This is a genomic window from Pseudomonas sp. B21-023, assembly GCF_024749165.1.
In the GTDB taxonomy this organism is placed as follows: domain Bacteria; phylum Pseudomonadota; class Gammaproteobacteria; order Pseudomonadales; family Pseudomonadaceae; genus Aquipseudomonas.
Genome location: NZ_CP087190.1, coordinates 4,867,223 through 4,883,463, shown reverse-complemented (window position 1 = coordinate 4,883,463; position 16,241 = coordinate 4,867,223). Strand labels below are relative to the sequence as shown.

Genomic DNA, 16,241 nt, shown 5'->3' with positions numbered 1-16,241 from the left:
GTCATCATGTCCGAACAGAACCCTTGCCTGACCTGCGGCGCCTGCTGCGGCTACTTTCGTGTGTCTTTCTTCTGGGGTGAGTGCCAGTCCGCCGGTGGCCTGGTGCCCGACGACCTGGTTGTGCAGATCAACCCGACCCGCGTCGCCATGATTGGCACCGACGCCAAGCCCTGCCGTTGCGTCAGTCTCGGTGGCGAGATCGGCACGCAGGTGGCGTGCTCCATCTACGAGAATCGCTCCAGCCCCTGCCGCGAGTTTGAGGCGTCGTGGGAGAACGGCGTGCACAATCCGAGCTGTGACGACGCTCGGGCAGCCTATGGCCTGCCACCGCTGACGCCGCCGGGCGCCAACGAGCCGCATTGGCCGGATGACGGGGCGGAGGTCGCCTGAACCTGCTCGGGTCAAGCCTGCTCGTCGCGGAGCAGGCACTACCGTTCGTCGGTTGGATCCAATGAATGCATCGCTGAAACCCGCGAAACACGTGCCGCCTCGACAAAGTATTAACACCATTTGACCGGCTTCGACGCCAAACCGCCCGCCCCTGAGCGGCTACACATTCCTTCAAAGGATATTCGTAGCCATAGATCAGGTGTTTCGGCCGCCGCGTGTGTCACTGCTCTTGCCCAACCCGCTGTGCACGCTTTCAAGGACTGAATCGCCTGATCCACGAAGGAGCTCTCCGTGGACAGTCGCGCCGCCCCCCGTTCGCCCGCCCGTTTCTCCCAACTGTCGCTGGCCGTCAGCCTGGCCGTGACTGCCATGGCCTTTGGTCTGCACGGTGAACAGGCGCTGGCCGCCTGCAGCCTGGCCGGTTCCACGGTGACCTGCAGCGGCGCGGCCAACCCGCTTGCGCCGAGCTATTCCAACAGTGGCAGCGGCCTCACCGTCAACGTCAACACCGGTGCCTCGCTGGGCGTGCTTTTGGGCGTGGGCGGCACCGCGCTGTCGCTCACCGGCAACAACATCACGTTGAACAACTCCGGTACCGTCAACCCGTCATTGCTGGGGATCCTGAGCATCCAGTCCACCGGCGCCGTGATCGGCAACACCAGCACTGCCAGTACCATCAACATCACCAACAATGCCACGGGTGTGATTCGAGGAACCGGGGCGGTGCTGGGCGCGAGCCTGTTGAACCTTACCGGCATGGCAATGGACGTGCGTAACGCTGCCGGCGGCGTCACTACCATCAACAACGCCGGCAGCATCGGCTCCACGGCATTGGCCAGTCTGACGATAATCAGCGAGGACACCCCGGTCATCGCCGTGAGCGGGGGCGGAACAGTAAACTTCACCAACACCGGCACCGTGCTGGGTCGCACGGCATTTCAGGCGTCCGCAGCCGGCAACACCTTCACCAACGCCGGGAGCCTGACCGGTAGCCTGTCCATGGGCGCCGGCAGTACCAACCGCTTCAACGCCATTACCGGCTCCAGCCTCAGCGCGGGGGCGGGTGTCGGTGTGTCGCTGTTGGTCACCAGTAACCCCAACCTGGGCTTCGCGCCTGCTGGCGTGGTCGACGGCGGTGCTGGCGGCACCAACACCTTGGCGTTGCAGAACGCCATCGGCGGCGGCAGCGGCACCACGGGCAGCGGCACCATCAACGCCTCGAACTACATCAACTTCAACCGCCTGATCGTCGACAGCGGTACCTGGTCGCTGATCGGGCAATTGCTCAACGGCACCACCCAGACCACCCTCAACGGTGGCTTGCTCAACTTCGACAACGCCAGCGCCTTCGGCACCGGTGGCATCACAGTGAACGGCGGTGGTCTCGCGGGCACGGTGGCAGGCCTGGGTCTTAACAATGCGCTGACCTTGAATGCCGGCCTGAACGTGGGTGGCGCCACCGACATGGCCCTCAACGGCGTGGTCTCGGGTGTCGGCGGCTTGACCAAGACCGGTGCCGGGCTGCTCACCCTTGGCGCCAGCAACACCTACAGTGGCGGTACCACCCTGGCCGCTGGCGGCCTCAACCTGACCAGCGCCACGGCGCTCGGCAGTGGCGGGCTGACCGTCAGTGGCGCCGGCAGCCTGCAAGGCAGCGTGCCGCTGGTGTTGAACAATGCGGTGGCGCTGAACGCGGCCTTGACCCTGCCCGGCAGCAACGCACTGACCCTTGGCGGCGTACTCAGCGGCACCGGTTCGCTGGTCAAGAGCGGCACCGGCAGCCTGACGCTCAATGGCCTCAATACCTTCAGTGGCGGCACCTCCCTGGGCGGCGGAACGCTTACCTTGGGTAGCGACACGGCGTTGGGCAGCGGCGTCCTGACGGTGACCGCCAGCAGCATCCTGGACAGTGCCTCGGCGCTCAACCTGGGCAACGCGATTGACCTGAGCGCAGGCACGCTCACCCTCGCTGGCACTAATGCCACCACCTTGGGTGGCATTATCAGCGGCATCGGTGCGCTGGCCAAGGCGGGCGCCGCCGACCTCACCCTCAACGGTGCCAACACCTACAGTGGCGGTACCACCCTGGCGGGTGGCAAGCTTACCGTCGGCACCAGCAGTGCCCTTGGCAGCGGCGCGCTGACCCTGGGTGGCAACGCCAGCCTCGATGCCAGCAGCGCGGTAAGCCTGGGCAACGCCATTAGCCTTGGCGCCAACACCCTGAGCCTGCTCGGCACCAGCGCCACCACCCTGGGTGGCGTGATCAGCGGTACCGGTACGCTGGTCAAGAGCGGGGCAGGGGACCTGGCGCTGGACGGCAACAACACCTTCAGCGGCGGCCTTACCCTCAATGCCAGCAAGCTCACCGTCGGCAACAGCAACGCCCTGGGCACCGGCGCACTTACCCTTGCTGGAAACGCCAGCCTGGACGCCAGCACGGCGGTAAGCCTGGGCAACGCCGTCAACCTCGGCGCCAATACCCTGAACCTGCTGGGCACCAGCAGCACCACGCTGGGCGGCGTGGTCAGCGGGACCGGCGCTCTGGTCAAGAACGGCAGCGCCGGGTTGACCCTCAACGGCAGCAACACCTTCAGCGGCGGCACGACCCTCAACAGCGGGGTCCTCACCGTGGGCAACAACAACGCCCTGGGCACCGGCGGCCTCACCTTGGGCGGCAACGCCAGCCTCGACGCGGGCGTGGCGGTGAACCTGGGCAACGCCATCGACCTGGCCGGCAACACCCTGACTTTACCTGGCACCAGCGCAACCACCCTGGGTGGTGTGATCAGTGGCACCGGCGCGCTGGTCAAGAACGGCAGCACCAACCTGACCCTGGGTGGCGCCAACACCTTCAGCGGTGGCCTCACCCTCAACGCCGGCACCCTGACCCTGGCCAGCGCCACGGCGCTCGGTACCGGGGCCCTGACCGTGGGCGGCGCATCGACGCTGGCCAACACCGCGGCGATGACCTTGGGTAACGCCGTCAACCTGGGCGCTAACCTGACCCTGACAGGCGCCAACAACCTCAACATGGCCGGGACCCTCAGCGGCACCGGCGGCCTGGTCAAGAATGGCAGCGCCAGCCTGACCCTCAGCGGCAACAACACCCACAGCGGCGCCACCGCGCTCAACGCCGGCACCCTGGTGCTGGGCAGCAGCACCGCGCTAGGCACCGGCGTGCTCAACGCCGCGGCCAACACCAGCCTGGACACCAGTGTCGCCGGGCTGAACATCGGCAACGGCCTGAACTTGGCCGGCAACCTCAACCTGCCCGGCAGCAACGACCTGACCTTGAGTGGCGTCATCGCCGGCAGCGGCGGCCTGAGCAAGGCCGGCAATACCACCCTGACCTTGACCGGCGCCAACACCCACAGCGGCTCCACCTTCCTCAATGGCGGCACCCTGGTGGTCGGCAGCAACACGGCGTTGGGTTCCGGCATCCTCAACACCGCCGTGGGGACTCACCTGGACGCCAGCACCGCGGTCAGCCTGGCCAACGACGTCATTGCCGCCGGCCCCCTGACCATCGACGGCACTGCCAACCTTGGGCTGAGCGGCGTGATCAGCGGCATCGGCTCGCTGGTCAAGAACGGCAACGCCAGCCTGACCCTGAGTGGCAGCAACACCTTCACCAACGGCACCCAGCTCAATGCCGGTACCTTGGTTCTCGGCAGCAACACCGCACTGGGCATCGGCGGCCTGACCCTGGGCGGCAACGCCAACCTGGACACCAGTACCGCCGTCTCGGCGACCAACAGCATCAGCCTGGGCGGCAACACCTTGACCGTGCTGGGCAGCAACGCCACTACCCTGACCGGGCAGATCAGCGGCACCGGCGCCCTGGTCAAGAGCGGCAGTGCCGGCCTGACGCTCAATGGCAACAACACCTTCAGCGGCGGCACCACCCTGAACGCCGGGCTGCTGACCCTGGGCAACAGCAATGCCCTGGGCACTGGCGGCCTGACCCTGGGCGGCAATGCCAGCCTCGACGGCAGCGGCACCCTGAACCTGGGCAACGCCATCAACCTCGCCGGCAACACCCTGACCCTGCCAGGCAGCAACACCACCACCTTGGGCGGGGTGATAAGCGGCACCGGCGCACTGGTCAAGAATGGCGCCACCAACCTGACCCTGAGCGGCGCCAACACCTTCAGCGGCGGCCTCACCCTCAATGCCGGTACCTTGACCCTGGCCAGCGCCGCCGCGTTGGGAACCGGCGCGTTGACGGTCGGTGGCGCATCGACCCTCGCCAACTCGACGGCGATGACCCTGAACAACGCCGTCAACCTCGCTGCCGACCTGACCCTGCCGACCACCAGCAACCTCACCCTGGCCGGCGCCCTCAGTGGCACTGGTGGTCTGATCAAGAACGGCAGCGCCACTTTGACCCTGAGCGGCAACAACACCCACAGCGGCGCCACTACCCTCAACGCCGGCACCCTGGTGGTCGGCAGCAACACCGCACTGGGCACCGGCGCGCTCAACGCCGCCAACAACACCACACTGGACACCAGCGTGGCCGGGCTGAACCTTGGCAACGCGCTCAACCTGGCGGGCAACTTCATCCTGCCCGGCAGCAACGACCTGACCCTGAGCGGCACCATCGCCGGTGCCGGCGGCATCACCAAGAATGGCGGCACCACCCTGACCCTGACCGGCAACAACAGCAACAGCGGCATCACCCGCCTGAACGCCGGTACCCTGGTGGTCGGCAGCAACACCGCGCTGGGTACCGGTACCCTCAATACCCTGGCAGGTACCCACCTGGATGCCAATACGGCGGTAAGCCTGGCCAACGACGTGAACATCGCCGGCCCGTTGACCATTGATGGCAGCGCCGACCTGGGCCTGAGCGGCGTGGTCAGCGGCATCGGTTCGCTGGTCAAAAATGGCAACGCCAACCTGACCCTGAGCGGCAACAACCTCTACACCAACGGCACCCAGCTCAATGCCGGCACGCTGACCCTGGGCAGCAACACCGCGCTGGGCATCGGCGCCCTGACCGTGGGCGGCAACGCCAATCTCGACGCCAGTACCGCCGTCGCCGTGACCAACGGCATCAGCTTGGGTGGCAGCACCCTGACCGTGCTGGGCAGCAACGCCACCAACCTTGGCGGCCTCATCAGCGGCAGCGGTGCACTGGTCAAGAACGGCAGCGCCGTGCTGACCCTCAACGGCAACAACACCTACAGTGGCGGCACCACCCTCAATGCCGGCACTCTGATCCTGGGCAACAACAACGCCATCGGCGGCGGCGCCTTGAGCGTGGGTGGCAATGCCAGCCTCGACTCCAGCGCTACCCTCAACCTCGGCAACGCCATCGCCCTTGGCAACGGCGCCACCCTGACCCTGCCAGGCAGCAACACCACGACCTTGGGCGGCGTGATCAGCGGTGCGGGGGCCTTGACCAAGAACGGCAGCAGCAATCTGACCCTGAGCGGCGCCAACACCTTCAGCGGTGGCCTGAACCTCAATGCCGGCACCCTGACCTTGGCCAACGCCGCCGCGCTGGGCACCGGGGCATTGAACGTCGGCGGCGCCTCGACGCTGGCCAACAGCGTGGCGATGACCCTGGGCAACAACGTAAACCTCGGCGCCAACCTGACCCTGGGCGGCAGCAACAACCTGACCCTGGGCGGTGTGCTCAGTGGTACCGGCGGGTTGATCAAGAACGGCGTGTCCGACCTGACGCTCACCGGCAACAACACCTTCAGCGGCGCCATCGACCTGCTTGGCGGCAGCATCACCACGGTCGGCAACACGGCCCTGGGCAATACCTCGGCGGTCAGCGTCGGCGCCGGCACCAGCCTCAATCTCGGTGCCAGCGCCACCATCGGTGGCCTGAGCGGGGCCGGCACGGTGAACATCGCCGGCGGCGGTGACCTGACCCTGGGCGGCAACAACCTCAACAGTGTGTTCAGTGGTGCCCTGGCGGGCAGTGGCGGGCTGATCAAGACCGGTACTGGCAGCTTCGAACTGTCCGGCGTCAACGTGCTCGGCGGCAATACCACGGTCAATGCCGGCCTGCTCAACGTCACGGGCTCGCTGGCCAGCCCCAGCGTGCAGGTCAACAGCGGCGCCAGCCTCGGTGGTACCGGCAGCCTGCTGGGCGCAGTCGACATTGCCAACGGCGCGCACCTGCTGGCCAACAGCGGCGCGACCCTCAGCACTGGTGCGCTGACCCTGCACAGCGGCTCGATCCTCGACTTTGGCCTGGCATCGCCGGCCACCGGCGGCACCGCAGTGGTCAGCGTCAATGGCAATCTGACCCTGGACGGTACCCTCAACGTCACCGACCTCGGCGGCTTCGGCACCGGTATCTATCGGCTGTTCGACTACACCGGCGGGTTGGTGGACAACGGCCTGCTGATCGGCAACGTGCCGGGTGTCGTGTTGCCCGGCGACCTACAGGTGCAGACATCCATCGGCAGTCAGGTCAACCTGCTGGTCGGCGGCGCCACCGGCACCGTGCAGTTCTGGGATGGGGCGCAGAGCGTGCCCAATGGTGTGATCGACGGCGGGACCGGTACGTGGAACGGGGGGAACACCAACTGGACTGATGTCAACGGCGTGCTCAATGGCAGTTGGGCCAGCGACTTCGCGGTCTTCCAGGGCATCGCGGGCGATGTCACCGTGGTCGGCACCCAGGCCGCCACCGGCCTGCAATTCGTCACCAACGGCTATCGCCTGATCGGCGCCGGTGGCCTGGACCTGGTCAACGGCAGCAACGGCGCCTTTGCCTTGCGCGTCGATCCGGGCGTCACCGCGACCCTCAACGTTGGCCTCTCTGGCAGCGGCCAACTGGCCAAGCTCGACAGCGGCACGCTGGTGCTCAATGGGGCCAACAGCTATACCGGCGGCACCCTGTTCAATGGCGGCACGGTGGTGGTCGGCAATAACACTGCCTTCGGTACCGGCACGGTCAGCACCGCCAACGGCACTATCCTGGACAGCAATACAGCTGTCACCCTCGGCAACGCCTTCAGCCTCAGCGGTGCCCTGACTGTCGCCGGTTCCGCCGATCTGGGCCTGTCCGGCGTGGTCTCGGGGACTGGCAGCCTGACCAAGAACGGCGGTGCCAACCTGACCCTGGGCAATGCCAACACCTACAGCGGCGGCACCAGCCTGGGTGCCGGTACCCTGACCCTGGGCAACGCCCAGGCGCTGGGCACTGGGGGCCTGACCGTTACCGGCGCCTCAAGCCTGGACGCCACCGGCAACCTGGCGCTTGGCAACACCGTCGCCCTGAACGCCAACCTCACCCTGCCGGGGAGCAACGACCTCACCCTCAACGGCGCGCTCAGCGGCACCGGTGACCTGATCAAGGCTGGTGCCGGTACGCTCACCCTCAACGGCAGCAACAGCCAGCAGGGCATTACCAGCCTGAACGGTGGCACCCTTGTGGTAGGCAGCAACACTGCACTGGGCACGGGTGCCCTGAACGCAGCCGGCGGCACCACCCTCAGCAGCAATGCCAACGTCACCCTGGCCAACCAGGTCAACCTGGCCGGCAACCTGACCGTCGCCGGGGCGCAAAACCTGACCCTGGGCGGCAACGTCAGCGGCGTCGGCGGCCTGACCAAGACCGGCAGCGGCACCCTGACCCTGAACGGCACCAATGGCCATTTGGGCAACACCAATCTCAATGCCGGCACCCTGGTGCTCGGCAGCGCCAGCGCCCTCGGCCTCGGCCAGCTCAACGCGGCTGCCGGGACCACGCTGGACAGCGCCTCGGCGATCACTATCGGCAACACCGTCAACCTGGGGGGTAACCTCACCATCGCCGGCAGCAACGACCTGGGCCTGGGCGGGCTGGTCACGGGGGCCGGCAGCCTGACCAAGAACGGCGTCGGCAACCTCACCCTCAGTGGCGCCAACACCTTGATTGGCGGCGTGACCCTCAATGCCGGCACGCTCACCCTGGGCAACAACCAGGCCCTGGGTACCGGCAACCTTGTCGTCGGCGGCGCCAGCAACCTGGCCACCACGGGTGCCTTGACCCTGGCCAACCAGGTGACGCTGAACGACACCCTGGGCCTGACCGGCAACAACGACCTGACATTGAACGGCGTGATCAGCGGTACCGGCGGCTTGACCAAGACCGGTACCGGCAACCTGACCCTCGGCGCCGCCAACACCTATCAAGGCATTACCACGCTTGGCGCTGGCACCCTGACGCTGGGCAACAACACCGCGTTGGGCACGGGCAACCTGTCGGTGACCGGCAACAGCACCCTGGCCACCACCGGGGCGCTGCAACTGGCCAATGCCATTGGCCTCGGCGCCGCTGCCACATTGGCTATCAACAATGCCCAGACCCTGACCCTTGACGGTGTGATCAGCGGTGCCGGGGCGCTGAACAAGCTGGGTGTCGGGCAGCTGGTGCTCAATGGCATCAATACCTACGCCGGCGGCACCTCGCTGCAGGCTGGCAGCCTGCTGCTGGGCAATGCCGGCGCCTTGGGCAGCGGGGCCCTGACCGTCAACGGCGCCGCCGGCCTCGACGCCAGCCAGGCGCTGGTACTGGCCAATGCCGTCAACCTCGCCGGTGGCAACCTGACCCTCGGCGGCAGCCAGGCGCTGACCCTCAATGGCGTGGTCTCCGGCAACAACGGCCTGGTCAAGAACGGCGCCGCCAGCCTGACCCTCAACGGCAACAACACCTACAGCGGCGGTACTACCCTCAATGGCGGCTCCCTGGTGGTCGGCAGCAACACCGCGCTGGGTAGCGGCGACCTCAGCACCGGCGCCAACACCAGCCTCGATGCCGGCGGTGCGGGCGTCACCCTGGCCAACAACGTGCACCTGGGCGGCACCCTCAACCTGCCGGGCAGCGCCGACCTGACCCTCACCGGCGTGGTGGATGGCGTCGGCGGCCTGAACAAGGCCGGTACCAGCACCCTGATCCTCAACGGCGCCAACAGCTACCTGGGCGGCACCACCCTCGGTGCCGGCCGGCTGGTGGTCGGCAACGACAACGCGCTGGGGCAGGGCGCCCTGACCGTCGCCGGGGCCTCGACCTTGAGCAGCGGCGCCAGCACTACCCTGGCCAACAACGTCACCCTCAACGCTGGCCTGACCGTCGATGGCGGCAATGACCTGACCCTCAACGGCGTGATCAACGGCACGGCAGGCCTGACCAAGAACGGCAGCGGCAACCTGACCCTCAATGGCAACAACGGCTACCAGGGTGGCACCCAGCTCAACGCCGGGCGCCTGACCCTGGGCAGCAGCGGCGCACTGGGCACCGGCACCCTGGCGGTCACCGCCGATGCCACCCTGGCCAACAGCTCGGCCATGGCCCTGGGCAACACCGTAGCCCTGAGCAACGGCGCCAACCTGACTGTCGAAACCGCAAATGCGCTGATCCTCAGTGGCGACCTCGGCGGCAGCGGCAATCTGGTCAAGACCGGTGTCGACGACCTTACCCTGGTCGGCGTCAAGACCTTCAGCGGCAACGTGGATATCCAGGCGGGTTCCCTCACCACGCTCGGTAGCGGTGTGCTGGCCAACGTCGACACCCTCAATGTCGGCGCCAGCGGCCAGCTCAACCTTAATGGCAATGCCAGCCTTGGCAGCCTGACCGGCAGTGGCCTGGTCGATGTTGGCGTCGGCAGCGTCCTGAGCCTGGGCGGCAACAACCTCAGCAGCACCTTCGCTGGCGCCCTCAATGGCTTGGGCGGCCTGACCAAGGTCGGCAGCGGTACCCTGACCCTGACCGGTAGCAGCAACCTGGCCGACAATACCCAGGTCAACGCCGGTACCTTGAAAGTCGACGGCACCTTGGGCAGCAACCTGCTGACCGTGGCCAGCGGTGCGACCCTTACCGGCAGCGGCACCGCCAATGCCTCGGTGGTGATCGACAACGGCGGCCACCTGGCCGGGCAGAGCGGCGCGACCCTGGGCCTCGGCAGCCTGGTGCTCAACAGCGGTTCGATCGTCGATATCGGCCTCGGCTCGCCGTCCACTGGCGGCACCGCGCTGTTCAACGTCGGTGGCAACCTGACCCTCGACGGCACGCTCAATGTCAGCAGCATCGGCGGCTTCGGCAACGGTGTGTACCGCGTCTTCGACTACACCGGCGCCCTCACCGACAACGGCCTGGACTTCGGCAGCCTGCCGCTGGGCGTGGGCCTGGGCGACGTGACCTTGCAGACCGCCCTGGCCAACCAGGTCAACCTGCTGGTCAGCGCTGCGGGGCTCAATATCCAATTCTGGGATGGCAGCCAGAACGTGCCCAACGGTCAGGTAGACGGCGGTGCCGGGGTGTGGAATGCCGGCAATACCAACTGGACTGACCTCAACGGCCTGACCAACACCACTTGGGGCAGCACCTTCGCGGTGTTCCAGGGTATAGCCGGCGATGTCACCGTCGACGGCAGCCAGACGGTCAACGGCCTGCAGTTCGTCAGCGATGGCTACCGCCTGCTGGCCGGTACCGCCGGTGTGCTCGACCTGATCAACGGCACGAGTGGCGACACCAGCGTGCGGGTCGACCCGGGTGCCACGGCGACCCTCGATGTCGGCCTGACCGGCGTCGGCAAGCTCAACAAGCTCGACAGCGGTACCCTGGTGCTCAACGGCAACAACAGCTACAGCGGCGGTACCGTGCTCAGTGGCGGCACTTTGATCGTCGGCAGCAACACGGCCCTGGGCAACGGTGCGCTTGAAACTGCGGCGGGTACCACCCTCGACAGCAACGCCTCGGTCGTGCTGGGCAATGCCATCACTCTGGCGGGGCCGTTGAACATCGCCGGTAGCAACGACCTGGCGCTGGGCGGCAACATCGGCGGCGTCGGTGGCCTGGTCAAGGCTGGCAGCGCCCGGCTGGCGCTGGCCGGCAACAACACCTATGCCGGCAACACTGCGCTCAATGGCGGCACCCTGGTGCTGGGTTCCAATACCGCGCTGGGCAGCGGCAGCCTGAATACCGTGGCCGGCACCAGCCTGGACAGCAGCCAGGCCGTGACCTTGGCCAACAGCGTCAATGCCACGGGTGACCTGACGATTCTGGGCGGCAACGACCTGACCCTCGGCGGCACCGTCGGCGGCAGCGGCCGCCTGCTCAAGGCCGGCTTCGCCCGCTTCGCGCTGATGGGCGCCAACACCTACAGCGGTGGTACCGAGCTGCAGGCCGGCACCTTGGTGGTTGGCAATGATGCCGCCCTTGGCAGCGGCGGCCTGGACGTCACCGGTAACGCCAACCTCGACAGCGCCAGTGCCGTCACCTTGGCCAATCCGGTCAATGTCAGCGGCGTGCTCAACGTGCTGGGCAGCAATGACCTGCACCTGGCCGGCGTGCTCAGCGGAGCCGGCGAACTGAACAAGAGCGGCCTGGCTGACCTGACGCTGTCGGGCAACAACACCTTCAGCGGCATCCTCAATATCCTGTCTGGCAGCCTGAGCACCGTCGGCACCACCGCCCTCGGCACCCAGAGCGAGCTGAATGTCAGCAGTGGCGCCAGCCTCAACCTCGACGGCAACACCACGCTGGGTGAAATCGGCGGTAGCGGCGCGATCCAGATCGCCGCCGGGAACAGCCTGACGGTCGAGGGCGGCGTGTTCGGCGGCAACATCAGCGGCAGCGGCACCCTGAACAAACTCGGCAGCGGCACCCTGGCACTGAACAGCGCCAACAGCCACACCGGCACTACCAACGTGCAGGGCGGCGGCCTCAAGGTGGATGGCTCGCTGGCCAGCGGCACGGTCAACGTGGCCAGTGGCGCCAGCCTCAGCGGCGTCGGCAGCCTCGGTGGTTCGGTGACCGTGGCTAACGGCGGCAACCTGGCGGCCATCGGCGGCAGCACCCTGAACGCCGGCAACCTGGTGCTCGACAGCGGCGCCAACTTCAACGCTTCGCTCGGGGCACCGTCGGCTGGTGGCACTCCACTGGTCAACGTGGCCAACGACTTGACCCTGGGTGGCACCCTCAATGTCACAGACATCGGCGGCTTCGGCGCCGGCGTGTACCGCCTGTTCGCCTACGGCGGCAGCCTTACCAACAATGGCATGAGCTTCGGCACCACGCCGGTACCGGTCACCGACCTGACGGTGCAGACCGCCGTCGCCAACCAGGTCAACCTGGTGGTCGGTGGCGCCAGCAACGTGTTGTTCTGGGACGGCAGCCAGACCGTGGCCAACGGCGTGATCGAGGGCGGCAGCGGCGTCTGGGATGCCACCAACACCAACTGGACCGACGCCAACGGCGTGCTCAACGGCACCTGGAACGATACCTTCGCCGTGTTCCAGGGCGCCCCCGGTACCGTCACCGTGAACGGCAGCCACAGCATCACCGGCCTGCAGTTCGTCACCGACGGCTATGTGCTCAATGCGGGGACGGCCGGTGAACTGCTGGGCAACGGCACCACCAACCTGCGGGTCGACAGCGGCGCCACCGCCACCCTCAACGTCGCCCTCAACGGCACCGGCAGCGTCGCCAAGCAAGACGGCGGCACCCTGGTGCTCAACGCTGCCAATGGCTACAGCGGCGGTACCGCCCTCAACGGCGGCACCCTGGTGCTAGGCAACGATAGCGCGCTGGGCAGTGGCGCCCTGACGGCCGCGGGCGGCACCACGCTGGACAGCAACACCGCCGTGACCTTGGCCAACAATGCCGTGCTCAACGGTGCACTGGCCATCGCCGGCAGCAACGCCCTGACCCTCAACGGCGTGGTCAGCGGTACCGGTGGGCTGATCAAGAATGGCGCTGGCCTGTTGACCCTGAACGGTGCCAACACCTACACCGGCGGCACCCAGATCAACGCAGGCGGCGTGGTGGGCAATACCACCAGTCTGCAAGGCGCGATCCTCAACAACGCAGCCCTGACCTTCGAGCAGAACGCCAATGGCAGCTACACCGGCAACCTCACCGGTACTGGCACCCTGACCAAGAACGGCACTGGCGAACTGTTGCTGACCGGCATCAATGGCCTGACCGGCGCGACCCAGGTCAACGCCGGCAGCCTGCTGGTCAATGGCCGCCTCGACAGTGCCACCGTGCAGGTCGCCACCGGCGCCCGCCTGGGCGGCAGCGGTACCTACGGCGGTGCCGTGCAGATCGCCAATGGCGCCACCCTGGCTGCCGGCCAGAGCGCCACGCCGCTCACCGTCGGCAGCCTCGACCTGGCGTCGGGCAGCGCCCTGGACTTCAGCCTCGGCGCCCCGGCGGCCTCCACCACCGTGGTCAAGGTCAACGGCAACCTGGTGCTGGACGGCACGCTGAACATTACCGATGCCGGTGGCTTCGGTACCGGTGTCTACCAACTGTTCAGCTACGGCGGCACGCTCACCGACAACGGCCTGGTGTTCGGTGCCATTCCGGGCAGCGTGGTCCTGGGTGACCTGAGCCTGCAGACCGCTATCGCCAACCAGATCAACCTGGTGGTGCAGAACTACGGCGAAGAATTGCAGTTCTGGAACGGTGGCAAGACCAACCCCGATGGCAGCATCGGCGGCGGCAGTGGTACCTGGGGGCCGAACACTGGTTGGACCAACGCCAGCGGCACCAGCAACGAAGGTTGGAGTGGTGGCTACGCGGTCTTCGGCGGTACTCCGGGCACCGTCACCGTGGTGGGCAACCAGTCGTTCGAGGGCTTGCAGTTCCTCAGCAACGGCTATCAGGTCGTTCCGGGTGCTGGGGGTAGCCTGACACCGGTCAACGGTAGCGATGGCAGCCTGGCGCCGGTGCGTGTCAACGCTGGCGGCACCGCCACCGTCAGCGTGCCGCTGGTCGGTACCGGCGGCATCGAGAAACTCGACGCTGGCACTCTGATCCTCTCGGGTGCCAACACCTACAGCGGTGGCACTACCGTGAGCGGCGGTACCCTGGTCGGCAACACCACCAGCCTGCAGGGCAACATCCTCAACAACGCCAACCTGGTCTTTGCCCAAGGCAGCAATGGCACCTTCAATGGCACCCTCAGCGGTACGGGCACCACCACCAAACAGGGCGGCGGTACCTTGCTGCTGACCGGCAACCAACCATTCAGCGGCGCCTTCAACGTCAACCAGGGCGTGCTCCAGGTAGGCGATGCCGCCAATCCGGGCAGCAACCTCGCAGCCCAGGTCACGGTGGCCAACGGCGCCGCGCTGACCGGCAACGGCACCGTCGCCGGGCTGACCAACAACGGCACCGTGCTGCCAGGGCCTGCCGGCAACCTCAACGTGTCGGGCAACTTCACCAACGGCGCCACCGGCACCTTGGTGATCGACCTCGGTACCTCGCCGGTGAACTACCTGAATGTGGGCGGCACCGCCAACCTCGGCGGCAGCCTGATGGTCGCCAACCTGGCCAGTGGCAACGGCCAGTACACCGTGGTCAGCGCCGCGGGCGGGGTAAACGGCACCTTCGCCACCACCAACCTGGCCAACTCGGCGTTCCTCAACAGCTCGCTGGACTACGGCGCCAACCAGGTGACCCTGTCGGTCAGCCGCAACGGCAACTCCTTCGCCGATGTCGCCGCCACCGGTAACCAGCGTGGCGTGGCCACCGCGCTGGCAAGTGCCGGGGCGCCGGCCGAGCTGGTCAACAACCTGCTGCCGCTGGACCGCCAGGGCGCCCAGGCGGCGTTCGACAGCCTGTCCGGCGAGATCCACGCCAGCACCGCGACCGTGCTGATCGAGGACTCGCGCTACGTCCGCGACGCGGTCAATGACCGCCTGCGCCAAGCCGACTGCACCCACCAGGACGACCCGCGTCGCACCCTGGCGCCGACCGCCAACCAGCAACTGACCAGCGAAGGCTGCCAGGGCCAGGCCGTGGGCTGGATCCGCGCCATCGGCGGCTGGGGCACCTACGACGGCAGCAGCAGCCATGCCAGCGTCGACCGCGACCTGTCGGGCTTCATGCTCGGTGTCGACCGCGCGCTGGACGATGAGTGGAAAGTGGGCGCCGCCGCCGGCTACACCCGCTCGAGCATCGACGCGCACCGTCGCCGCTCGGACGCCACGGTGGACAGCTACCACCTGACCACCTACCTCGGCTACCAGCTGGATGCCTTCGCCGCTCGCCTGGGCGTGGCCTACAGCTGGCACGACATCGACACCAAGCGCGATGTCACCGTGGGCAGCTATGACGACCGCCTCAAGGCCAAGTACAAGGCGCGCAGCGCCCAGGTGTTCGGTGAGGTGGGTTACGCCATCGATGCCGGCGGCATTGCCCTGGAGCCGTTCGCCGGGCTGGCGTATGTCAACTACGACAGCGACACCGCCCATGAGAAGGGCGGGGCAGGGCGGCTGGAGGGCAAGGTCGACCAGGATGTGACCTTCTCCACCCTTGGCGTGCGGGCTGGCAAGCGCATCCTGCTCGACAACGGCAGCACCATCACGCCGCGGTTGTCGGTGGGCTGGCGCCATGCGTTCGGTGACGACAAGCCCGATGCCGATCTGCGCTTCATCGGTGGCGGCGACGGTTTCAGCACCGAGGGTGTGCCGATTGCCAAGGACGCGGCGGTGGTCGAGGCCGGGGTGGACCTGTCGGTGGGCGCGAGCGGCAAGCTCGGGGTCGGCTACTCCGGGCAGCTGTCCAGCGAGAACCGCGACCATGGTGTGGTGGTGAGCTTCAGCATGGGGTTCTGAGGTAGCTTGCAGGGGGCTGCTTTGTAGCCTCCGGCAATCTCAAGCCTGGCCTTTTCTTGGTTTTTAGCCGCGAGGGCTGATGACCGTATCAGGGCCACCAAGTGTTCGCCGCAAATCTTGCAGCGTCTATAAGATCGAGCGCCGCCCGCGCGGCGCATCGCTGGCAAGCCAGCTCCCACATTTGTTTCGGGCCAGTTATGCCTGCGCCGCCGCGGCTGTACGCCTTGTGGGTACGACGCGGTTTCAGTGTGGGCGCCACTGGTGTCCCACCGGTC

2 protein-coding genes are annotated in these 16,241 nt (G+C 67.1%); both read left to right on the top strand.

The features are described 5' to 3' along the window. The first annotated feature begins 6 nt into the window (after positions 1-6). Complete coding sequence (locus tag LOY42_RS22020; RefSeq protein WP_038707396.1) at positions 7-390, top strand: YkgJ family cysteine cluster protein; 384 nt, start codon at positions 7-9, stop codon at positions 388-390. Between the two features lie 369 nt (positions 391-759). Continuing rightward, entirely contained in the window at positions 760-15,966 is a 15,207-nt protein-coding gene (locus LOY42_RS22015) for an autotransporter-associated beta strand repeat-containing protein (RefSeq protein WP_408981088.1), read from the top strand. The last annotated feature ends 275 nt before the right edge of the window (positions 15,967-16,241 follow it).

Bases quoted from the DNA above. Each gene is read 5' to 3' on its own strand.
- LOY42_RS22020 (WP_038707396.1), top strand. From the start codon at position 7: ATGTCCGAACAGAACCCTTGCCTGACCTGCGGCGCCTGCTGCGGCTAC.
- LOY42_RS22015 (WP_408981088.1), top strand. From the start codon at position 760: ATGGCCTTTGGTCTGCACGGTGAACAGGCGCTGGCCGCCTGCAGCCTG.